Origin of the sequence: Paraburkholderia sp. BR10937, assembly GCF_040965695.1 — a bacterium.
Lineage (GTDB): Bacteria > Pseudomonadota > Gammaproteobacteria > Burkholderiales > Burkholderiaceae > Paraburkholderia.
Window position 1 is genome coordinate 1 of record NZ_JBFRCL010000050.1, and the last position, 22,644, is coordinate 22,644.

At 67.0% G+C, this 22,644-nt stretch carries 14 protein-coding genes and 2 riboswitches; of the genes, 4 read left to right on the forward strand and 10 right to left on the reverse strand.

The annotated features are described in order from the left end of the window. Nucleotides 1-335 precede the first annotated feature (335 nt). Entirely contained in the window at nt 336-1,148 is an 813-nt protein-coding gene (locus AB4Y44_RS31520; RefSeq protein ID WP_368701750.1) for a transporter substrate-binding domain-containing protein, read from the reverse strand. Between the two features lie 224 nt (nt 1,149-1,372). On the opposite strand from AB4Y44_RS31520, the gene hemE reads away from it, so the two are divergent. Together hemE and AB4Y44_RS31530 are read left to right on the forward strand one after the other, a co-directional pair. Further along, on the forward strand, nt 1,373-2,464 hold the full coding sequence (gene hemE / locus AB4Y44_RS31525; protein WP_342920315.1) for a uroporphyrinogen decarboxylase: 1,092 nt from the start codon (nt 1,373-1,375) through the stop codon (nt 2,462-2,464). 417 nt (nt 2,465-2,881) lie between these two features. Further along, nucleotides 2,882-5,137: a primosomal protein N' gene (locus AB4Y44_RS31530; protein WP_368701751.1), complete on the forward strand. Its 2,256-nt coding sequence runs from the start codon at nt 2,882-2,884 to the stop codon at nt 5,135-5,137. 72 nt (nt 5,138-5,209) lie between these two features. Here AB4Y44_RS31530 and AB4Y44_RS31535 read toward each other — a convergent pair whose 3' ends face one another. Further along, nucleotides 5,210-5,359 (reverse strand): hypothetical protein, encoded by a 150-nt coding sequence (locus AB4Y44_RS31535; RefSeq protein ID WP_165979378.1) that lies wholly within the window; start codon nt 5,357-5,359, stop codon nt 5,210-5,212. A 289-nt stretch (nt 5,360-5,648) separates the two neighbouring features. Between AB4Y44_RS31535 and putA the strand changes: the two genes are divergently transcribed. Together putA and AB4Y44_RS31545 are read left to right on the forward strand one after the other, a co-directional pair. Beyond that, on the forward strand, nt 5,649-9,596 hold the full coding sequence (gene putA / locus AB4Y44_RS31540) for a trifunctional transcriptional regulator/proline dehydrogenase/L-glutamate gamma-semialdehyde dehydrogenase (RefSeq protein ID WP_368701752.1): 3,948 nt from the start codon (nt 5,649-5,651) through the stop codon (nt 9,594-9,596). Nucleotides 9,597-9,692: 96 nt separating this feature from the next. Continuing rightward, nucleotides 9,693-10,841 (forward strand): branched-chain amino acid ABC transporter substrate-binding protein, encoded by a 1,149-nt coding sequence (locus tag AB4Y44_RS31545; RefSeq protein WP_342920318.1) that lies wholly within the window; start codon nt 9,693-9,695, stop codon nt 10,839-10,841. Between the two features lie 109 nt (nt 10,842-10,950). Here AB4Y44_RS31545 and AB4Y44_RS31550 read toward each other — a convergent pair whose 3' ends face one another. The 8 genes from AB4Y44_RS31550 to AB4Y44_RS31585 all read right to left on the reverse strand — a co-directional run bounded on the left by AB4Y44_RS31550 (nt 10,951) and on the right by AB4Y44_RS31585 (nt 22,371). Beyond that, entirely contained in the window at nt 10,951-12,669 is a 1,719-nt protein-coding gene (locus AB4Y44_RS31550; RefSeq protein WP_342920319.1) for a thiamine pyrophosphate-binding protein, read from the reverse strand. A gap of 74 nt (nt 12,670-12,743) precedes the next feature. Beyond that, the gene (locus tag AB4Y44_RS31555; RefSeq protein WP_342920320.1) at nt 12,744-14,132 is read right to left on the reverse strand and encodes an L-serine ammonia-lyase; all 1,389 of its coding nucleotides are present in this window, start codon (nt 14,130-14,132) and stop codon (nt 12,744-12,746) included. 95 nt (nt 14,133-14,227) lie between these two features. Then, nucleotides 14,228-15,229 (reverse strand): alginate lyase family protein, encoded by a 1,002-nt coding sequence (locus AB4Y44_RS31560; protein WP_254319217.1) that lies wholly within the window; start codon nt 15,227-15,229, stop codon nt 14,228-14,230. 313 nt (nt 15,230-15,542) lie between these two features. Beyond that, nucleotides 15,543-18,506: an aminomethyl-transferring glycine dehydrogenase gene (gene gcvP, locus AB4Y44_RS31565; protein WP_368701753.1), complete on the reverse strand. Its 2,964-nt coding sequence runs from the start codon at nt 18,504-18,506 to the stop codon at nt 15,543-15,545. 72 nt (nt 18,507-18,578) lie between these two features. Beyond that, nucleotides 18,579-18,959 (reverse strand): glycine cleavage system protein GcvH, encoded by a 381-nt coding sequence (gene gcvH / locus AB4Y44_RS31570; protein ID WP_028203325.1) that lies wholly within the window; start codon nt 18,957-18,959, stop codon nt 18,579-18,581. A 75-nt stretch (nt 18,960-19,034) separates the two neighbouring features. After that, on the reverse strand, nt 19,035-20,153 hold the full coding sequence (gene gcvT, locus AB4Y44_RS31575; RefSeq protein WP_342920323.1) for a glycine cleavage system aminomethyltransferase GcvT: 1,119 nt from the start codon (nt 20,151-20,153) through the stop codon (nt 19,035-19,037). An 89-nt stretch (nt 20,154-20,242) separates the two neighbouring features. Next, nucleotides 20,243-20,380: riboswitch (glycine riboswitch) on the reverse strand. 57 nt (nt 20,381-20,437) lie between these two features. Beyond that, nucleotides 20,438-20,548, reverse strand: a riboswitch (glycine riboswitch). Between the two features lie 215 nt (nt 20,549-20,763). Then, entirely contained in the window at nt 20,764-21,138 is a 375-nt protein-coding gene (locus AB4Y44_RS31580; RefSeq protein ID WP_342920324.1) for a hypothetical protein, read from the reverse strand. Nucleotides 21,139-21,315: 177 nt separating this feature from the next. After that, nucleotides 21,316-22,371 carry an oxidoreductase gene (locus AB4Y44_RS31585; protein ID WP_368701754.1) on the reverse strand — a complete coding sequence of 352 codons (1,056 nt, stop codon included), beginning with the start codon at nt 22,369-22,371 and terminating at the stop codon, nt 21,316-21,318. Nucleotides 22,372-22,644 lie beyond the last annotated feature (273 nt).

Below are 22,644 nucleotides of genomic sequence, written 5' to 3' on the forward strand. Positions count from 1 at the left end.
TTCAGGTTGTAACGCCCGTCAGATAAGGCTCTGCGGCTCTTTTTGCCATCCTGAGCGTTTTGCGGAAGTCATTTTTACCGCTATTTTTCGAGGCTGTTTGACAGCCTTGACGGCACCTTGTGCGCGAGGATTCGAATTGCATGAAGAAAGGCCCACGGCATGGGCCTTTTACGCGCGAGGCGCGCGGTACAGAATTACCGGCTGCGCACATGCGCAATGCGTCGGCATTGCGCATGTGCGCGAAATGCAAACTTTGCGCGCCCCGCGTGACCCCATCTTCTGCAACTCATCGTAGCAATTCGAAGGGCCATAACAATGCGGTGCGATTCAACACCTCACTTGAGCCACTTGTCGGAGATTGCCTGATATTCGCCGCTCGCGCGCGCAAGGTGCAGCCACTGATCGACATACTGCTGGAACACCACGTCGCCGCGCGGCACCATCCACGCTTTCTCGCCGTATTGAAACGGCTTGTCGGGATGCACCGAGCACAGTCCCGGGTTGAGCTTCTGCTGCAGCATGGTCTCGGAGGCGTCGGTCACCATCACGTCGGCCTTGCCCGCGAGAATCTGTTTGAAGATCGTCACGTTGTCCGGATACATGATGAGATTCGCATTCGGCAGGAACTGCTTCGCGAAGCGCTCATTGGTGCCACCCGGATTCACGATCACGCGCACCGAAGGCTGGTTGATCTGCGCAACGGTCTGGTACTTCTTGACGTCTTCACAGCGCACGATCGGCGTCTTGCCGTCGACCTGATAGGCCTCGGTAAAGAACGCGCGCTTCTGGCGCTCGAGCGTCGTGGAGACGCCGCCCACCGCAATGTCGCACTTCGCGAGGAAGTCGTTCATGAGGTTCGACCATGACGTCTTCACGAACTCGGCCTTCACGCCGAGCGATTTCGCAAGCGACTGGGTCATGTCGATGTCGATGCCTTCGAACGTGCCGTCCTGTCGGTAGAACGAGTAGGGCTTGTAGTCGCCGGTCGTGCATGCGCGCAGCGTGCCGCGCGCGATGATTTCGTCGAGGCGCGAAGGGGCGGTGGCGGTCTGCGCACCGTTGGCGGGGGTACCGGCGGACTGGTTCGTGGCGCACGCGCTCAGCAAAGCGGCGCTAACGATCGTCAGGCCGAGGGCGGCTTTTTTCATCGTGTCTCCAGATCTGGTTTTGATTGATGTAATGTTTTGGAAAGCCGTCTGATGATAGTCCTCGCGTACGCGGCCGTTAAGCGCGGACTTACCTGGGTAGGCAGGCCTATACTTCAGTGGCATTGCGCTTTCTGATCCCGCCCATCAGCGGCATGACGCGGCGGCCGCTCCGGTAAAATGGCCGCTTGCTTCCGAACCTTGGCGCGACTTCGCGCATTCAGCACGTGGCCCACACTCTCCTGAACGACACCTTCCTGCGCGCCCTGCTGCGCCAGCCGACCGAGTACACGCCGATCTGGCTGATGCGCCAGGCAGGCCGCTATCTGCCGGAGTACAACGCCACGCGCGGCCGCGCGGGCAGCTTCCTCGGCCTCGCGAAGAATCCCGATTACGCGACCGAGGTCACGCTGCAACCGCTCGAGCGCTATCCGCTTGACGCCGCGATCCTGTTCTCCGACATCCTCACGATTCCGGACGCGATGGGCCTCGGCCTTTCGTTCCAGGCGGGTGAAGGGCCGAAGTTCGCGCATCCCGTGCGCACCGAAGAAGACGTGGCGCGACTCGCCGTGCCCGATATCGGCGCGACGCTCGGCTACGTGACCGACGCCGTGCGCGAAATTCGCCGCGCGCTCACCAATGCAGAGGGGCGCCAGCGCGTGCCGCTGATCGGCTTCTCGGGCAGCCCATGGACGCTCGCCTGCTACATGGTCGAGGGCGGCGGCTCGGACGATTTCCGCACGGTGAAGTCGATGCTGTACGCCCGCCCGGACCTCATGCAGCGCATTCTCGAAGTCAACGCGCAGGCGGTGGCGGCTTACCTGAACGCGCAGATCGAAGCCGGCGCGCAGGCCGTGATGATCTTCGACACCTGGGGCGGCGCACTCGCGGATGGCGCGTATCAGCGCTTCTCGCTCGCGTACATCGCGCAGGTCGTGGCGCAGCTCAAGCGCGAGCACGATGGCGAGCGCGTGCCAGTGATCACGTTCACGAAGGGCGGCGGCCTCTGGCTCGACGAAATCGCCAATACGGGCGTGGACGCCGTTGGCCTCGACTGGACCGTCAACCTCGGCCGCGCGCGCGAGCGCGTGGGTGACCGGGTGGCGCTGCAGGGCAACCTCGATCCCACGGTGCTGTTCGCAACGCCTGCCGCGATTCGCGAGCAGGCGCGCGCGGTACTGGACAGCTTTGGCGCGCACCCGGGCCACGTGTTCAACCTCGGCCATGGCATTTCGCAGTTCACGCCGCCCGAAAGCGTGGCTGAACTCGTGGACGAAGTGCATCGTCACAGCCGCGCGATTCGCGCGAACGGTGCGTGACGTTTTTGGTGCGTTGCAGCAAGCTGGGCTCCGGGCGTCAGGGTATGACCGGGCCCAAGAGGCCATCCAGACGCCATCGCGGTCCTGTCAAGACTTGACTTATACACACTTGGCTCGTTGCGGCGCGCAAGAGGGAAAGGTTGTCGCAGGCGCCCGTTCAGGTCTGGGGAGAATCAATCAGACCCTTGACAGACAAGGCTTTCGGCGCTCCACGGCGCTGTGTGCGGTATCCCACATAACGACGACACGCGGGAGCGCCGCGGCGGCGCCCGGCAAGTTCTCAACAAAGTTATCCACAGGCGCAGATTCGGGGGCGCGATTGTTCTGCGGAATCCAAAACTTAGCGCGAAATCTCAAGTATTACTTTAGGTTTGTGTGTCTGTGCGCTGGCGTACGGAACTTCCCTGGGAGCGAGGTATGACAGGGCAGTACGTGCGCGTGGCGCTGGACCATCCACTGGATGCGCTCTACGACTATCGCTATGGTCTCGACAGCGCCCCCGCGCCCGGCATGCTCGTGCGCGTGCCGTTCGGGCGTCGCGACGTGGTCGGCCTGATCTGCGAAGTGAACGCTCACAGCGACGTGCCCGCGAACAAGCTCCGTGACGTCAGCGCGGTATGCGCCGCCTGTCCACCGCTTTCGGCGCAATGGCTCGCGCTGGCCGGCTTTGCCGCCGACTACTACCAGCGGGGCTTGGGCGAAGTCGCCTTGCCGGCGCTGCCGCAGGCGTTGCGCGATCCGTCGCGCTGGACGCGCCTGCTCGCCCCCGAGGAGCGCTACCGTCTGTCGCCGCAAGGGCGCGCCGCGCTGCCCGACGCCTTGCCGGCGCGCGCCCAGGCGCTGCGCCGTCTCGCGCAGGCGCTGGCCGACGCCGGCGAACTCGACGCCGCCGCGGCCCGCGCGCTGCATCCCAAGGCGATTGCGACGCTCGAGGCCTGGTGCGAAGCCGGCTGGGTCGAGCATGAATCCATCGAATTCGGCGCGGCCGCAAGCGTGGCCCACAGCGCAGCGGCGACGGCCGCCGTGGCGGAAGTCCCGCGCCTGAGCGACGAGCAGGCCGACGCCGTGGAAGCCATCGGCGCGGCGAGCGGCTTCGCGCCCTTCCTGTTGCACGGCGTGACGGGCAGCGGCAAGACCGAGGTCTATCTGCGTGCGCTCGCGGCGCTGCTCGAGCGCGACCCGGGCGCCCAGGCGCTCGTGCTGGTTCCTGAAATCAATCTCACGCCGCAGTTCGAGGCGGCCTTTCGGACGCGCTTCGCGGCCACGCTCGCCGACGAGGCCATCGTCACGCTTCACAGCGGCCTCGCGGAAGGCGAACGCGCCCGCAACTGGCTCGCGGCGCACACGGGCCGCGCGCGCATCGTGCTCGGCACACGGCTCGCGGTGCTGGCCTCGCTGCCGCGCCTCGCGATGCTCGTGGTCGACGAGGAGCACGACCCCGCCTACAAGCAGCAGGAAGGGCTGCGCTACTCGGCGCGCGACCTCGCGGTATGGCGCGCGAAGCAGCTGGGCGTGCCGGTCGTGCTGGGCTCGGCCACGCCGTCGCTCGAAAGCTGGTGGCAGGCCGAGCAGGGCCGCTACACGCGCCTCACGCTCGCGCGCCGCGCGATTGCCGACGCGGTGCTGCCCACGGTCAAGCTGATCGATCTCGAAGAGGAGCGGCGGCGGGGCCGCGCGTCGTTCGAAGGGCTCTCCGGGCCTTTGGTCGCGGCGATGAAGGCGCGCCTCGAGCGCGGCGAGCAGAGCCTCGTCTTTCTCAACCGTCGCGGTTACGCGCCCACGCTCGCGTGCGACGCCTGCGGCTGGGTGGCGGGCTGTCCGCGCTGCAGCGCGTACGTCGTGCTGCACAAGCCCGAGCGCGCGCTGCGCTGCCATCACTGCGGCTGGGAATCGCGCATTCCGCACTCGTGCCCCGAGTGCGGCAACGTCGACATCGCGCCGATGGGGCGCGGCACGCAGCGCATCGAGGAGGCGCTCGCGAGCGCGGTGCCGGGCGCGCGGGTGCTGCGCATCGACGCCGACAGCACGCGCCGCAAGGGCAGCGCGCAGGCGCTCTTCTCCGACGTGCACGCGGGCGAAGTCGACATCCTGGTCGGCACGCAGATGATCGCGAAGGGGCATGACTTCCAGCGCGTGTCGCTCGTTGGCGTGCTGAACGCCGACAATGCGCTCTTTTCGCACGATTTCCGGGCGAGCGAGCGCCTGTTCGCGCAGCTGATGCAGGTGAGCGGGCGGGCCGGGCGCGCCGGCCTCGCCGGCGAGGTGCTCGTGCAGACACGCTATCCGCGCCATGCGCTCTATCACGCGCTGGCGCGCCAGGACTATGTGGGGTTTGCGAATACGCAGGTCGCGGAGCGGCGCGACGCGCACCTGCCGCCGTTCGTCTATCAGGCGTTGTTGCGCGCCGAGGGGCGCACGCTCGAGGCGGCGCTGGCGTTTCTCGCCCAGGCCGCAGAGGCGCTCACGGCGATTCCGGGCGCCGAGCGTGTCATGGCCTACGACGCGGTGCCGCTCACCATCGTGAAGGTGATGAACGTGCATCGCGCGCAACTGCTCGTGGAAAGCCAGTCGCGTGCCGCGCTGCAGGCCACGCTGCGCGCATGGCAACCCGCGCTGCGCGCCTTGCGCGGCGTGCTGCGCTGGAACCTCGAAGTCGATCCGCTCGATATCTAGCCGCGGACAGCAGCCGGCATGGCCCCGTTGCCGCAACAGCGGGGCCACCGGCATCAACTTCCCGTATCTTCCTTACTGGCCGACGGTATCGGCCACTTCCCTGCGCGCCGCGCGCTTCAAGCTCATACGGCGTTCATCCGGCGCCGTCGCGCCGCGCATGAACAGCACGGCGCACATCGCGCACATCGTCCAGATCCCTGCGATTACCAGCAGCTTTTCCATTTTTCGGTCCCTACGCTCTTTCTTGTGATCAACAACCCCGCTCTGTTTGTATAACGGCACGGCCGCGGAATCGATTAGGGTTGTCCAGCGTGTTGCTGGGCCAGGGAAAATACCGAGCGCAACCCGCGCGGCCCGGTGGACGGCCATCGGCCGCAAACCCAGGCTGCACAAGGCCTCAACCATGGTGCAACCATTTTGAGAGAGTGGTTGCACCTTTTTATTTGTAGGGTTACGATTCGCCAACTTTTTGGTCACCGCCGGTGCGGGTCTGCCGGCATACGAAGGAAACATGGCTAGCACCACACTTGGCGTCAAAGTCGACGATCTCCTCCGCTCCCGTCTCAAGGACGCCGCCACGCGGCTCGAGCGCACGCCGCACTGGCTCATCAAGCAAGCCATCTTTGCCTACCTCGAGAAAATCGAGCACGGCCAACTGCCCCCCGAACTCAACGGTCATGTCGGTGCGACCGATCTCGCGGAAGGTGCTACCGCTGACGACGACGAAGCGGCGTCGCACCCATTCCTCGAGTTCGCGCAAAACGTGCAACCGCAGTCGGTGCTGCGCGCGGCCATCACGGCCGCGTACCGCCGCCCCGAGCCGGAGTGCGTGCCATTCCTGATCGGCGAAGCGCGCCTGCCCGCCAACCTCACGGGCGACGTGACGAAGCTCGCCACGAAGCTCGTCGAAACGCTGCGTGCGAAGGGTACCGGCGGCGGCGTGGAAGGCCTGATCCACGAGTTTTCGCTGTCCAGCCAGGAAGGCGTGGCGCTGATGTGCCTCGCCGAAGCGCTGCTGCGCATTCCCGACCGCGCGACGCGCGACGCGCTCATCCGCGACAAGATCAGCAAGGGCGACTGGAAATCGCACGTCGGCCACGCGCCGTCGCTGTTCGTGAACGCCGCCACCTGGGGCCTCATGATCACCGGCAAGCTCGTCACGACGAACAGCGAAACCGGTCTGTCGTCGGCGCTCACGCGCATGATCGGCAAGGGCGGCGAGCCGCTGATCCGCAAGGGCGTGGACATGGCCATGCGCCTGATGGGCGAGCAGTTCGTCACGGGCGAGAACATCTCCGAGGCGCTGGCCAACAGCCGCAAGTTCGAAGCGCGCGGTTTCCGCTACTCGTACGACATGCTCGGCGAAGCCGCGACGACGGAAGCCGATGCGCAGCGCTACTACGCCTCGTACGAGCAGGCGATCCACGCCATCGGCAAGGCCGCGGGCGGCCGCGGCATCTACGAAGGTCCGGGCATCTCGATCAAGCTCTCCGCGCTGCACCCGCGTTACTCGCGCGCGCAGCAGGAACGCACGATGGGCGAACTGCTGCCGCGCGTGCGCGCCCTTGCCGTGCTCGCCCGCCGCTATGACATCGGCCTCAATATCGACGCCGAAGAAGCCGACCGCCTCGAACTCTCGCTCGATCTGCTCGAAGCGCTGTGCTTCGATCCGGAACTCGCGGGCTGGAACGGCATTGGCTTCGTGGTGCAGGCTTACCAGAAGCGCTGCCCGTTCGTGATCGACTACATCGTCGATCTCGCGCGCCGCAGCCGTCACCGCATCATGGTGCGCCTCGTGAAGGGCGCGTACTGGGATACGGAAATCAAGCGCGCCCAGGTGGACGGCCTCGAAGGCTACCCCGTGTACACGCGCAAGATCTACACGGACGTCTCGTACCTCGCCTGCGCGAAGAAGCTGCTCGGCGCGCCGGATGCCGTGTATCCGCAGTTCGCCACGCACAACGCGTACACGCTCTCGGCGATCTATCACCTCGCGGGCCAGAACTACTATCCCGGCCAGTACGAATTCCAGTGCCTGCACGGCATGGGTGAGCCGCTGTACGAAGAAGTCACGGGCCCGCTCTCGCAGGGCAAGCTCAACCGTCCGTGCCGCGTCTACGCGCCGGTCGGCACGCATGAAACGCTGCTCGCGTATCTCGTGCGCCGTCTGCTCGAAAACGGCGCGAACACCTCGTTCGTGAACCGCATCGCCGATGCCTCCGTGCCGGTCGCCGAGCTGGTCACGAATCCCATCGACGACGCCGCCAAGGTCGTGCCGCTCGGCGCGCCGCACGCGAAGATTCCGCTGCCGCGCGAGCTGTACGGCAGCGAGCGCTTCAACTCTATGGGCCTCGATCTGTCGAACGAGCATCGCCTCGCGTCGCTTTCGTCGGCGCTGCTGGCGAGCGCGCATCATCCGTGGCGCGCCGCGCCGATGCTCGCCGACAGCGATATCGCCGAGGGCGCCGCACGCGACGTGCGCAACCCCGCCGATCATCGCGATCTCGTCGGGACCGTGGTGGAAGCGACGAGCGAGCACGTGAGCGCCGCGCTCTCGCACGCCGTGGCCGCCGCGCCGATCTGGCAGGCCACGCCTGTCGAAGCGCGCGCCGATTGCCTCGCACGCGCCGCCGATCTGCTCGAAGCGCAAATGCATACGCTGATGGGCCTGATCGTGCGCGAAGCGGGCAAGTCGCTGCCGAACGCAGTGGCCGAAATCCGCGAAGCGGTCGACTTCCTGCGCTACTACTCCACGCAGATCCGCGAAGAGTTCTCGAACGACACGCACCGTCCGCTCGGCCCCGTGGCGTGTATCAGCCCGTGGAACTTTCCGCTCGCGATCTTTATGGGCCAGGTGGCCGCCGCGCTCGCAGCCGGCAACACGGTGCTCGCGAAGCCCGCTGAGCAAACGCCGCTGATCGCCGCGCAAGCCGTGCGCATCCTGCGCGAAGCCGGCGTGCCGGCGGGCGCGGTGCAACTGCTGCCGGGCAACGGCGAAACCGTGGGTGCGGCGCTCGTCGCCGATCACCGCACGCGTGCCGTGATGTTCACGGGCTCGACCGAGGTCGCACGCCTCATCAACAAGACGCTGTCCGAGCGCCTCGACTCCGAAGGCCGCCCGATTCCGCTGATCGCCGAAACCGGCGGCCAGAACGCGATGATCGTCGATTCGTCGGCGCTCGCGGAGCAGGTGGTGGCCGACGTGCTGCAAAGCGCGTTCGACTCGGCCGGCCAGCGTTGTTCCGCGCTGCGCGTGCTGTGCCTGCAGGACGACGTGGCGGACCGCACGCTCGAAATGCTCACGGGCGCGATGAAGGAACTCGCGGTGGGCAACCCCGACCGCCTCTCGACCGACGTCGGCCCCGTGATCGACATCGACGCGAAGCGCGGTATCGATACGCACGTCGCCGGCATGCGCGAAAAGGGCCGCAAGGTCCAGCAGATGCCGACGCCCGACACCTGCGCGCAAGGCACCTTCGTGCCGCCTACGCTCATCGAGCTCGACAGCCTCGACGAACTCAAGCGCGAAGTGTTCGGCCCGGTGCTGCACGTGGTGCGCTATCGCCGCAGCCAGCTCGACAAGCTGCTCGAGCAGATCCGCGCCACGGGCTACGGCCTCACGCTCGGCATTCACACGCGTATCGACGAAACGATCGCGCACGTGATCGGCCGCGCGCACGTGGGCAACATCTACGTGAACCGCAACGTGATCGGTGCGGTGGTGGGCGTGCAGCCGTTCGGCGGCGAAGGTCTGTCAGGCACCGGTCCGAAGGCGGGTGGCGCGCTGTATCTCTCGCGTCTGCTCGCGAAGCGTCCGGCCGGTCTGCCGAAGTCGCTCGCCGATGTACTCGTCGTCGATGCGCCGCAAGGTGCCGAGGCCAACAACGGCGCGCCGCAATCGGCACAGGCCGCGCTCACGACGCTGCGCGACTGGCTCATCGCCGAGCGCGAGCCCGCGCTCGCGGCACGCTGCGACGGCTACCTCGAATACGTGCTCGCGGGCGCCACGGCGGTTCTGCCGGGCCCGACGGGCGAGCGCAACACCTACACGCTTTCGGCGCGCGGCACGGTGCTGTGCGTGCCGTCGACGGCCACGGGCGCCCGCGCGCAACTCGCCGTTGCGCTCGCAACGGGCAACCGCGCGCTGTTCCAGGGCGCGGCGGGCGAAGCGCTGGTGAGCGCGTTGCCGGCGGCACTGAAGGCGCACGTAGCGATCAAGAAGACGGCCGACGCCGACTTCGATGCGGTCCTCTTCGAAGGCGACAGCGACGAGCTGCTCGCACTCGTGAAGGAAGTGGCCAAGCGCCCTGGCCCGATCGTCTCGGTGCAGGGCGTGGCAGCACACGCGCTCGCCAACGGCGACGAAGATTACGCGCTCGAACGACTGCTCGCGGAGCGTTCGGTCAGCGTGAATACGGCAGCAGCAGGCGGTAATGCAAATTTGATGACGATCGGTTAAGCACAAGCCATACTGTCGGTCGTCTCAAGACAAGGAAGCGGCAAGGCCCTTTGAATCCGAAGCCGCTCGTTTGATACCTGGTACCAAGGAGAAGCAATGCAACACACGATGAAGCAGCTGGCAGGCGCAACGCTTGTTGCCGCCCTGTCGCTGGCGGGGACTGCGCACGCACAACAAGCCGAAGAGGTGAAGATCGGTTTCGCCGGTCCCATGACGGGCGCGCAGGCGCATTACGGCAAGGACTTCCAGAACGGCATCACGCTCGCAGTCGAAGACATCAACGCGACGAAGCCCGTGATCGGCGGCAAGCCGGTTCACTTCGTGCTCGACGCGGCCGACGATCAGGCCGACCCGCGCACGGGCACGACGGTCGCGCAGAAGCTCGTCGACGACGGCATCAAGGGCATGCTCGGTCACTTCAACTCGGGCACGACGATCCCGGCTTCGCGCATCTACGCGAACGCAGGCATCCCGCAGATCGCCATGGCGACGGCGCCCGAGTACACGCAGCAAGGCTTCAAGACGACGTTCCGCATGATGACCTCGGACACGCAGCAGGGTTCGGTCGCAGGCACGTTCGCAGTGAAGAATCTCGGCATGAAGAAGATCGTCGTGATCGACGACCGCACGGCTTACGGTCAGGGTCTCGCCGACGAGTTCTCGAAGGCTGCGAAGGCTGCGGGCGGCAACATCATCGACCGTGAATACACCAACGACAAGGCCGTCGACTTCAAGTCGGTCCTGACGAAGGCGAAGGCGATGAACCCCGACCTGGTCTATTTCGGCGGCGCGGATTCGCAAGCGGCACCGATGGTCAAGCAGATGAAGTCGCTGGGCATCAAGGCCCCGCTGATGGGCGGCGAAATGGTTCACACGCCGACCTTCCTGCAGATCGCGGGCGACGCGGCGAACGGCACGGTGGCATCGCTCGCCGGCCTGCCGCTCGACCAGATGCCGGGTGGCAAGGACTACGTCACGAAGTACAAGAAGCGCTTCGGCGAAGACGTGCAGACGTACTCGCCGTACGCCTACGACGGCGCCATGGCGATGTTCGACGCGATGAAGAAGGCCAACTCGACGGATCCGGCGAAGTACCTGCCGTTCCTCGCGAAGACCAGCATGCCGGCAGTCACGACGTCGGACCTCGCGTACGACACGCGCGGCGACCTGAAGAACGGCGGCATCACGCTGTACAAGGTCGTCGACGGCAAGTGGACGACGCTGCAAAGCGTGGGCGGCAAGTAAGCGCCTGAGCTTTAGCTGAGGTAAAAAGCCCCGCAGAATCGAAGGATCTGCGGGGCTTTTGTTTGTGCGCTCATCGTTAAAGGTGAGCTTGTTCAGGATTCCTTCTCAGTCATTCTCCGCGCATTTTCCTGCCTGCTTCGCGAATCTGTTCGAGCGTGGCCGCAGGCGTGCTCGCTTCCTTCGTCACGCGGATCTCGATCAGCGCGGGCTTGCCTGCCGTGAGCGCACGCTCCAGCGCGGGGGCGAATTGCGCCGTGGTCGTGACGACTTCGCCGTGCGCGCCGAACGACTGCGCAAAGGCCGCGAAGTCGGGGTTCGTGAGCTGCGTGCCGTGCACGCGGTTCGGATAGTGGCGCTCCTGGTGCATGCGGATCGTGCCGTAGTGCGCGTTGTTCACGACGATGAACACGACATTCAGGCCGTACTGCATCGCCGTGGCGAGTTCCGACGACGCCATCATGAAGCAGCCGTCGCCTGCGAGCGCGACCACGGTGCGCGAGGGGTATTGCGACTTCGCGGCGATCGCGGCGGGCACGCCGTAGCCCATCGCGCCGCTCGTAGGTGCGAGTTGCGAGCGGAAGTGCCGATACGCGAAATGGCGATGCAGCCACGTGGCGTAGTTGCCCGCGCCGTTCGTGACGATCGCGTCGTCGGGCAGGCGCGCGCGCAGTTGCTGCATGACTTCGCCGAGCTGCACGTCGCCGGGCATCGGCAGCGGCTTGCGCCACGCGTGCCATGCCTCGTGCGCCTCGGCGGCGCTGCCGGCCCACGCGGGTTGCGCGGGAGCCGGAAGTTCAGCGAGCAGCGCCGCGATTTCCGCAAGGCCCGAAACGATCGGCAGATCGGCTGCATAGACGCGGCCGAGTTCCTCCGCGCCCTGATGCACGTGAATGAGCGTTTGCTTTGTTTTGGGAATATCGAAGAGTGTGTAGCCGCCCGTCGTCGATTCGCCCAGGCGCGGACCGAGCGCGAGCAGCACGTCGGCTTCGCGGATGCGCTTGGCAAGCGCCGGATTCACGCCGAGGCCCACGTCGCCCGCATAGTTCGGGTGATCGTTGTTGAGCGTGTCCTGAAAGCGGAACGCGAGGCCGACCGGCAGTTGCCAGTTTTCGACGAAGCGCTGGAAGTCCGCACAGGCCTGCGGGTTCCAGCCGTGGCCGCCCGCGATCACGAATGGCTTCTTCGCGCCCGCGAGCAGTGCGCGCACGCGCTCCATCTGCGCGGCGGAAGGCGACGCCTGCACGCGCTGCGCGGGCGGCGCGATGGGCTGCGCCTCGGACGCGGGAATCGCGCCGCTCAGCATGTCTTCGGGCAGCGCGAGCACGACCGGACCCGGCCGTCCCGACATCGCGACATGGAACGCGTGGCTCAGGTATTCGGGCACGCGGCGCGCGTCGTCGATCTGCGCAACCCACTTCGCCATCTGGCCGAACATGCGCCGATAGTCGATTTCCTGGAACGCCTCGCGGTCCATCTGCTCGCGCGCGACCTGGCCGATCAGGAGGATCATCGGCGTGGAGTCCTGGAACGCCGTGTGCACGCCAATCGAGGCGTGCGTAGCGCCCGGCCCACGCGTGACGAGCGCGACGCCCGGCCTGCCCGTGAGCTTGCCGATCGCTTCCGCCATGTTCGCCGCCGCCGCCTCGTGACGGCACACCACGGTTTCGATCTGCGCGGTTTCGTCGGACAACGAATCGAGCACCGCGAGATAGCTCTCGCCCGGTACGCAGAACACGCGCTCGACGCCATTGGCGACGAGGGCATCGACGACGAGGCGAGCCCCGGTCGTGGTGGCTTCGGTGGTGGCGGATGCGTTCGGCTGCTGCATGGCGGTCAAGTCTCCTTCAATCGTTACGTGCTTACGTTCAGATGCTTCAGGCAAGGCGACAGCGCTTCAACGCATCAGCACTCGACGATGTTCACCGCGAGGCCGCCGCGCGAGGTCTCCTTGTACTTCGTCTTCATGTCGGCGCCGGTCTCGCGCATCGTCTTGATCACGGAGTCGAGCGAGACGTAATGCGCGCCGTCGCCGCGCAGCGCCATGCGCGCCGCGTTCACGGCTTTCACCGAGGCCATGGCGTTGCGTTCGATGCAGGGAATCTGCACCATGCCGCCCACCGGGTCGCAGGTGAGGCCGAGGTTGTGCTCCATGCCGATTTCGGCGGCGTTCTCCACCTGCAGTGGCGTGCCGCCCAGCACGGCGGCGAGCGCGCCTGCGGCCATCGAGCAGGCCACGCCCACTTCGCCCTGGCAGCCCACTTCGGCGCCCGAAATCGACGCGTTGAGCTTGTACAGAATGCCGATGGCGGCCGCGGTTAGCAGAAAGTCGATCACGCCCTGTTCGTTCGCCCCCGGCGTGAAGCGCACGTAGTAGTGCAGCACGGCGGGGATGATGCCTGCCGCGCCGTTGGTCGGCGCGGTCACCACGCGCCCGCCCGCGGCGTTTTCCTCGTTCACGGCGATCGCGTACAGGTTGATCCAGTCGATCATCGAGAGCGGGTCTTGCAGCGCGCGCTCGGGGTTGCTGGTCAGCGCGCGATAAAGCTGCGGCGCGCGGCGCTTCACGGCGAAGGGGCCAGGCAGCGTGCCGTCGGCGTCGGGATTGTTGATGCCGCAACCGCGCGACACACACGACTGCATCACGTTCCAGATGTGCAGGAGACCTGAGCGGATCTGCTCGTCGCTATGCCAGACGCGCTCGTTTTCGAGCATCAGCTGCGCGATGCTCTTGCCCGTCGAGGCGCACAGCGCGAGCATCTCCGCGCCCGTGGTGAATGGATTCGGCAACTGCTGGGCGGCGGCGAGCACCTTCGTGTTCGGCGCGCCGGCCGTGACGACGAAGCCGCCGCCCACCGAGAGATAGGTGCTTTCGCGCAGCGTATCGCCGTTCGCGTCGAGCGCGCGCAGCTTCATGCCGTTCGGGTGTTCGGGCAGCGCCTGGCGGTAGAACGCCACGTGCTCTTTCGGAACGAACGCAATGGGATGGCGGCCGAGCAGCGCGAGCTGGCGCGAGGTGCGCACGGCTTCGAGACGCTCGCTGATGGTGTCGGGATCGACGGTGTCGGGCGCGTCGCCCATGAGGCCCAGCATGACGCCGCGGTCGGTGCCGTGGCCCTTGCCGGTGGCGCCGAGCGAGCCGTACAGCTCGACCTTCACGGCGGCGGTGCTCGCAAGCAGACCGTCGCGCTCGAGTCCTTCGGCGAACATCAGCGCCGCGCGCATCGGCCCGACCGTGTGCGAGCTGGAGGGCCCGATGCCGACTTTGAAGAGATCGAAAACGCTCACTGCCATGGGTACTGCTCCTGCTTGTCTGACGTTGGTTTATGGGGATGCGGCACTATCGCGGCATCGTTGGTTCGGTGCCGCCGCCGCAACCCGCGCGCGTTTTATCGCGCCGGCAACGGCAGACAGACGGCGAGCCACGCGGGCGGCGTGGGCGCGAGTTTCAGCGCGACTGGCGCAAAGCGGCCGTCGAGTCGCGCCGCGAGATGAAACAGTTCGGCGGCGTTTTTCGGGTCCCACTGGCCGGTGTAGCCCGGCAGGCCCGCTTCGCGCCGCTTCGCGTCGAACGGTACGTTCGAGTGCACGAATTCCTCGTGCGTTTTCTGACCAAGCGCATACGGCGTGAGCCAGTCGAGCGCGTTGGCGAGCGTGGTGCCGTTGGCCGCGCGCTCGGTCAGCCAGTTGCGGTTGTGGCGGCGCGCGGCGAGCGCGGCGGTCACGAGCGGCTGCAGATCGTAGGTCACGTAGTGCAGTGCGTCGCGCTCGGAAAAGTCGAGTGTCGAGCCGTCGGGCGCGACGTTGTCGCCGAGATGCTCCACGAAGAGCCGCTGCGCCGTCGCGATCATCTTCCGGTTGTCGAGCGTGAACGCGATCATCGCTATCAGTTTGACCCGATGGCTCTGCCAGTTGTTCGCGAAATTTCCCTTGAGCGGGCGCGGCTGCGCGTCGATCTGCGCGATATAGCCAGTCGCGAAGCTGTTCAGGAACTGCATGGTCGCGTTGCGCGTTTTCACGGGCAGCGCGCTCGCGGTCATGTCGTAGGCGAGTATCAGCCCCTCGAAACGCGTTTCGTCGATGGGATTGAAGCTCGGCTTGTACGTGGTGACCCAGGCGAGCAGAAAGCGGTCCACGAGCTTCAGGAAGCGCTCGTCGCTCGTCGCGCGCCACGCGAGCGCGGCGTTGCGCATGAGGTCGAGCTCCTTCGCCGCCTCGACGCTCTGGTCGTAGATGCCCTCGTGCGGCAGCGTGCCCTCGGTGTGCAGGCGCGGCAGCGGACGCGGCGTGTCGTTCACGTGCGTCAGCACCTCGGCCACGAGCGCCTTCACGCCCGGGTCGGAGTTGGTGCGCTCGCTCGATTGCAGCGCGGGGGCCGCGCAGAAGTTCATGGCCGCGTGGGCCGTACCGGCGAAGGTGCCGGTGAAGGTGGCGCAGGCCAACGCCAGCGCGGCGGCAAGGCGCTGCGGGCGGCGTTGCAGCGCACCGCGCCCGTGCCGGGTCTGCCGGACCGAATTCCGCGTTGCGGCATGCGGTAAGTCCCGCACCGAGTCCCGCAATGGAACCATTCGCACCTTCCGCGCCATGCGCGACTCCCTGATTCAAGGCTGACAGGTGTGTGATGTTAGCGGTTTGCGGCGGCAAATGTGAGAGGGATGACCGCCGCCGCGTGAGCCGAAGGTCACGCAGCGGCTTCACAGCGGCTTATTCGCCGGCGGTTTCGTCGGCATGTTCGCCCGCATATTCGCTAAGCGGCACGCACGAGCAGAACAGGTTGCGGTCGCCGTAAGCGTTGTCGGCGCGGCCGACCGGCGGCCAGTACTTGCGCGCGACGAGCGACGCGAGCGGGTAGGCGGCCTGTTCGCGCGAGTAGGCGTGCTGCCAGTCGTCGGCGACCACCACGGCGGCCGTGTGCGGCGCGTGACGCAGCGGGTTGTCCTCCTTGTCCGCGCGGCCATCCTCTACAGCGCGGATTTCCTCACGGATGGCAACCATCGCGTCGATGAAGCGGTCGAGCTCCTCCTTCGACTCCGACTCGGTCGGCTCGACCATCAGCGTGCCCGGCACCGGGAAGCTCATGGTCGGGGCGTGGAAGCCGTAGTCCATCAGGCGCTTGGCGACGTCGTCCACGGTGATGCCGCTTGCATCCTTGATCGGGCGCAGGTCGAGAATGCACTCGTGCGCGACGAGCCCGCCCGGGCCGCTGTAGAGCACCGGGAAGTGCGGCGCGAGCTTGTTCGCCACGTAGTTGGCGTTGAGGATCGCGTTCTCGGTCGCAGCGGTCAGGTTGGCCGCGCCCATCATGGCGATGTACATCCACGAGATCGGCAGGATCGAGGCCGAGCCGTAAGGCGCCGCGCTCACCGCGCCGATGCCGTGATCGTCGCGCTTGTAGCCCGACGAAAGCTGGTTCGGCAGGAACTGCGCGAGGTGCGCGCCCACCGCGACCGGACCGACGCCCGGGCCGCCGCCACCGTGCGGAATGCAGAAGGTCTTGTGCAGGTTCAGGTGCGAGACGTCGCCGCCGAACTGGCCCGGCGCCGCCAGACCCACCATGGCGTTCATGTTCGCGCCGTCCACGTACACCTGGCCGCCCGCTGCATGCACGATCTCGCAGACTTCGCGCACGTTCTCTTCGAACACGCCGTGCGTGGACGGATACGTGATCATGATCGCCGCGAGCTTCGCCGCATGCTGTTCGGCCTTGGCCTTGAGGTCGGCGAGATCGATGTTGCCCTGCGCGTCGCACGCCACGACCACGACCTGCATGCCGGCCATCTGCGCCGATGCGGGGTTCGTGCCGTGCGCCGAAGCGGGAATCAGGCAGACGTTGCGATCGGCTTGGCCGCGCGAGGCGTGGTATGCCTGGATGATGAGCAGACCCGCGTACTCGCCCTGCGAGCCTGCGTTCGGCTGCAGCGAGACGGCGGCGTAGCCCGTTGCGGCCACGAGCATCTGTTCGAGCTGATCGACCATCTCGCGATAGCCCACGGTTTGCTCGGCAGGCGCGAACGGGTGGATGCGGCCGAACTCGGGCCACGTGACCGGCAGCATTTCCGAGGTCGCGTTGAGCTTCATCGTGCACGAGCCGAGCGGGATCATCGAGCGGTCGAGCGCGAGGTCCTTGTCGGAGAGGCTGCGCAGGTAGCGCAGCATTTCCGTTTCCGAATGGTGGCGGTTGAACACCGGATGCGTGAGGTACGCGCTTTCGCGCACCAGCGCGGCCGGGAACGTCAACGCGGCGGCTTGCGTGAGTTCGGCGTCGAGCTTGTCGACCGAAGGCGCTTCGCCGGCGAACGCGGCTTGCGCGAACACGGCGAGCAGGTCGGCCAGATCGGCGCGCGAGGTCGTTTCGTCGACGGACACGCCCACACGCGTCTCGCTCACGTGGCGCAGGTTCATGCCGCGCGCGAGGGCCGCGTCGTGCAGCGCCTGGGTGCGCGGGCCGGCTTCGAACGTGAGCGTGTCGAAGAACGCTTCGTTCACGAGCGTGTAGCCAAGCTGCTTCGCGCCCGCGGCGAGGATCGCGGCGACGCGATTCACGCGCTGCGCAATGCGCTTCAAGCCTTGCGGGCCGTGGTAGACGGCGTACATGCTCGCCATGATCGCGAGCAGCGCCTGCGCCGTGCAGACGTTCGAGGTCGCCTTCTCGCGGCGGATGTGCTGTTCGCGCGTTTGCAGCGCGAGGCGCAGCGCCGGGTTGCCCTGCGCGTCGATGGTCACGCCGACGAGACGGCCCGGCATCTGGCGCTTGAATTCGTCCTTCACCGCGAGGTAGGCGGCGTGCGGGCCGCCGAAGCCCATCGGCACGCCGAAGCGCTGCGAGTTGCCCACGGCCACGTCCGCGCCCCATTCGCCCGGCGGCGTGAGCATGGTCAGCGCGAGCAGGTCGGCGGCGGCGATCACCGCGCCGCCGGCTGCGTGCACGGCTTGTGCGAGCGTGCGGTAGTCGCGCACGTCGCCGTTCACGCCCGGATATTGCAGCAGCACGCCGAAGGCGCCGGCATTGGCCGCTTCAGCGGCCGGGCCGACCTTCACCTCGATGCCGATCGGCTTCGCGCGCGTCTTCACGACTTCGATGGTCTGCGCGAGAACGTCGTCGGCGACGAAGAACACGTTCGACTTCGACTTGCCCACGCGCTGCACGAGCGTCATGGCTTCGGCGGCGGCGGTGGCCTCGTCGAGCAGCGACGCGTTCGAGATCGCGAGGCCGGTCAGGTCGGTGATCATCTGCTGGAAGTTCAGCAGGGCTTCGAGGCGGCCCTGCGAGATTTCCGGCTGGTACGGCGTGTACGCGGTGTACCACGCCGGGTTTTCGAGCACGTTGCGCAGGATGACGGCCGGCGTGTGCGTGTCGTAGTAGCCCTGCCCGATATACGAGCGGAACACCTGGTTCTTGTCCGCGAGCGCGCGCAGGGCGGCGAGCGCCTCGGCTTCCGAGCGCGGCTGCGAGAACGGCCCGAGCGGCAGCGTCTCGTTGCGGCGGATCTTCGCCGGAATCACCGCATCGATCAGCGCGGCGCGCGAGGCGAAGCCGAGCGCGTCGAGCATCGCCTGCTGGTCGGCCGTATCGGGGCCGATATGGCGGGCGGCGAAGGCGTCGTGCGCTTCAAGTGCAGCAAGCGAGAGCGGGGAGTTCATCAGACGATCCGGGTGTTCGAGCTTCATAGGGATTCCTGCGGGCGCGAGCGGCGTTCTGGGCGCGCCGCCGCGCCGTGGCGGTTAAGGCAAGGTTGCGATTTAAGCGCCGATCGCCTTTTCATAGGCGGCGGCGTCGATCAGCGAGTCGAGCTTGGCGTCGGCGGCGGGCTTGATCTTGAAGAGCCACGACTCGTACGGCGCGCCGTTCACCTGGTCGGGCGTGTCGACGAGCGAGGTGTTCGCTTCGATGATTTCGCCGGCGACCGGCGCGTAGATGTCCGAGGCGGCCTTGACCGACTCGATCACGGCGACGGCGTCGCCGGCGGTGACCGCGCGGCCCGCTTCGGGCAGTTCGAGGAAGACGATGTCACCGAGCGCTTCCTGCGCGTGGTCGGTGATGCCGATGGTCAGCGTGCCGTCGGCTTCGGTGCGGATCCACTCGTGCGATTCGGTGTATTTCAGATCGGCCGGGATGCTCATGGTTGCTCCAGTGCGTGGTTCGGTTTTTGTTGCTCGAAAAGGGGAGGGCGTGCGCGCGGGCAGGATCCTCGCGGATCAGGCGGCGAGCACCTTGCCGTTGCGCACGAACGGCAGTTTTACCACGCTTGCGGGAAGGGCTTTGTCACGGATCTGCACCTGCACGACATCGCCCGGCTGCACGCCCTGCGGCACGCGCGCGAAGGCGATGGATTCCTGCATGCTCGGCGAGAACGTGCCGCTCGTGATCTCGCCCTCGCCGTGCGGCGTGAGCACTTTCTGGTGGGCGCGCAGCACGCCGCCGGCCTTGCCGTTTTCCTTCTGCAGGATCAGGCCGACGAAGGCCGAACGCGAACCGTTCGCTTCCAGCGCCGGGCGGCCGACGAAGTCGCGCGGCGCCTTCATGTCGACGGTCCAGGCGAGGCCGGCGTCGAGCGGCGAGACGCCGTCGTCCATGTCCTGGCCGTAGAGGTTCATGCCCGCTTCGAGGCGCAGCGTGTCGCGCGCGCCGAGGCCACAGGGCTTCACGCCCTGGCGCTGCAGGGCGTCCCAAAGTTCGCAAACGGCGGCGGCGGGCACCACGATTTCGAAGCCGTCTTCGCCGGTGTAGCCCGTGCGCGCGATCATCAGCTCGCCGAACGGCGTGGCTTCGACCTTCGCTGCGTTGAAGGGTTTGAGAACTTCGGTGGCGCTGCGCGACGAGGGCGCGACCTGCCAGACCTTTTCGCGCGCGTTCGGGCCCTGCACGGCGACGATCGCGAGATCGCGGCGCGGCGTGATGGTGAGGCCGAAGCCGCCTTCGGCGTTGAGCTTCTCGAACCAGGCGATGTCTTTTTCAGCGGTGCCGGCGTTGACGACGGTGCGGAACTGGTCATCGGCGAAGAAGTAGACGATCAGGTCGTCGATCACGCCGCCTTCGGGGTTCAGCATGCACGAGTAAAGTGCCTTGCCCGCCGTGGTGAGCTTGGCGACGTTGTTGGCGAGCGCGCGGGAGAAGAACTCGCGCGCCTTCGGGCCCGAAAAGTCGACGACGCACATGTGCGAAACGTCGAACATGCCGGCGTCGGTGCGCACGGCGCGATGCTCGTCGATCTGCGAGCCGTAGTTGACGGGCATGTCCCAGCCGCCGAAGTCGACCATGCGGGCGTTCAGCGCGCGGTGCGTGTCGTTCAGCGGGGTGCGTTTGAGTTCGGTCATGGGGCCTCAGGCGATCGCGAATATTCGCGCGAAAACGAAAAAGGCCATGCAGGAAGCGCCGCAGGCACGATGCCCGTGGTCGGTTCTTGCATGGCCCCTCTGTCCTCGGTACCTGAGAGATTGCGCCCTGTTGCGGCTGGCGCGCGCCCCTTCGGTGGGCAGCCTGAACGCGTGGGGGTTACGATCCGCCGCCGCCCGTTCTACTGCCGCTCTCCAGAGTTGCGGACCGTGTGCCGCTTCGCGTCAACTCGCGCAAAAAGCGCAAATGCAGCGAATCAGCGGTCCGGCGCGCACGGTCCTTTTGCCTGAGAGTTTGTGGGTTGCCCCTTCGGCGGCGCCGGTTGCACTAGCGAAAGCGAGCTAGGGCAAGCGGCGCGCTCTCCCGGCGCGCGCAGCGATTGTGCGCGACGCCTCGGGGCTATGTCAATGCGGAAAAATTCTGCGCGCGGCGCGGGCAAAGGGGCGCGAGCCTTGCTGGTATTGGCTTGCGCGGATCGGTGGCGCGTCATGGATCGCGCCGGGGAAAAACGGGGGCGGTTCGGATCGGTGGGAAGGCGCGGCACGAACCGCAAGCGCGCGGTCCGTGCCGACAGGTCAAGGCGCGTGGCGCTTACTCGCCGATGGCGCGAGCGGCCGTGTCGAGTTCCTCGTTCAGCACGCGTTGCTCGTCGGGCGAGATGCCGCCGCCGTGCTGCGCGGCCATGTCGTGCGCTTCGCCGCGGATCGTGTCGAGGCGGTGATGGAGTGCGCTGCCCTGGGGCGGCGGGTAGTACCCCTGGCTCACGCGCATGTCGATGCGATGGCCCAGGTTGTCGATGCGGCTGTCGACCTGATGCAGGCGATCGACGGCGACTTCGTGCGGGTTCGGGCCCGGCGGGGGCGGCGCAGCGGGGTGGTGCGCCGGCTGGTTGACCACGCACGCTGCAAGGGTCGAGACGAGCGCGCCGGCGGCGATCAGGCGTAGAGCGCGGGTGTAGCGGGTCATTCAGACTCTCCTTTGTCTTGTCGTTGCTGCTTTTTTGGTCTTGCATGTCCACAAACGTCTGGCGATTGCCGCGTGATGACCCTACCGCGGCAACCAGATGTAACCATTTGTATGGACCTTTCAGCGGCGTCGGCGCAATGCAAGGTCGACGCCGCAGCGGATCGCGCGCAGGTGCGCTCAGGACTGGCGCACGAACGCCAGCGTGCGGCCTTCTTGCGCGCTTTGCATGGCGAGCTCAATGAGCGTCATGACGTCGATGGCGTCCTGCGGGCTCACCGGGAACGGCTTGCCTTCGCGGATCGCCGCGGCCAGCGCGCGGTACAGATCGGCGTAATTGCCCGCGGCATTGGGCACGTCGAGATCGGCTTCCTGGCCGTCGTCGCGCAGCACGTGCAGGCGGCCCGTCTCGTTGCCCGCGCCGAAACCGGGCTGACCCGGGCGCAGGCCGTCCTTGAGCTGATCTTCCTGGGTGTCGAGCCCGTTCTTCAGATAGCTGCCGCGCGTGCCGTGAATCGCGAAGCGCGGCGCGTAGGCGGCGAGCGCGCTGGCGTGCAGCACGGCGTCGTGGTGCGGGTAGCGCAGCACGAGGTGCGCGTAATCCGGTGCGCTCGCGTTTTCGCGGCGCGTGTGAACGAACGCGGTGATCGACTCGGGCGCGCCGAACAGCGCGAGCGTCTGGTCGATCAGGTGCGGGCCGAGATCGTAGAGCAGGCCGCCGCCGCGCGTGGCGTCTTCGCGCCAGCGCTGCTTCACTTGCGGGCGGAAGCGGTCGAAATGCGATTCGTAGTGCGTGATGCGCCCGAGTTCGCCGCGCTCGATCAGCGCGCGCACGGTGAGGAAATCGCCGTCCCAGCGGCGGTTGTGGAACGGCGCGAACACGAGGCCGCGCTGCTTCGCGATGGCCGCGAGCGTGCGCGCTTCCTCGGCCGTGAGGGTGACCGGCTTGTCGACCAGCACGTGCTTGCCGCGCTCGAGCGTGCGGCGCGCGAGGTCGTAGTGCGTGTCGTTGGGCGTGGCGATCACGACGCATTCGATGGCGTCGATCGAGAGCAGCGTGTCGAGGTCGGGCACGATCGCGGCGTCGGGGTAATCGGCCTGGGCGCGTTCGGCCTGGCTCGTGGCGATGGCGGCGAGCTGCGCGGCGCCGCTATGCGCGATCACGGGGGCGTGGAAAGTCTGGCCGGCGAAGCCGTAGCCCATCAGGCCGATTTGCAGCGGTTGCGGTGCAGTCATTGAGCGCGTCCTCTTTCCAGCGAGTGCGGGTGGCGGGAGCCCGTTATTGTGGCACGGCGCATAGAGCGTGCGGAACGCGGCGAGGGACGGATGACCGGCGGAAAGCAACATCGGGGGCGCCATCGGCGTATCGCTGTGCCGTGTTAACATCGCACCTCCCGCGTGAGAGGCCGCTGCGACGTTCGCACGCCTCGCGCCGTGCGGCGTCACGAAAGGCCAGGTGCCTCGTCCGCACGCCTCCCAGCCGTACCACCCGTTTTTCCAATCCAGCCA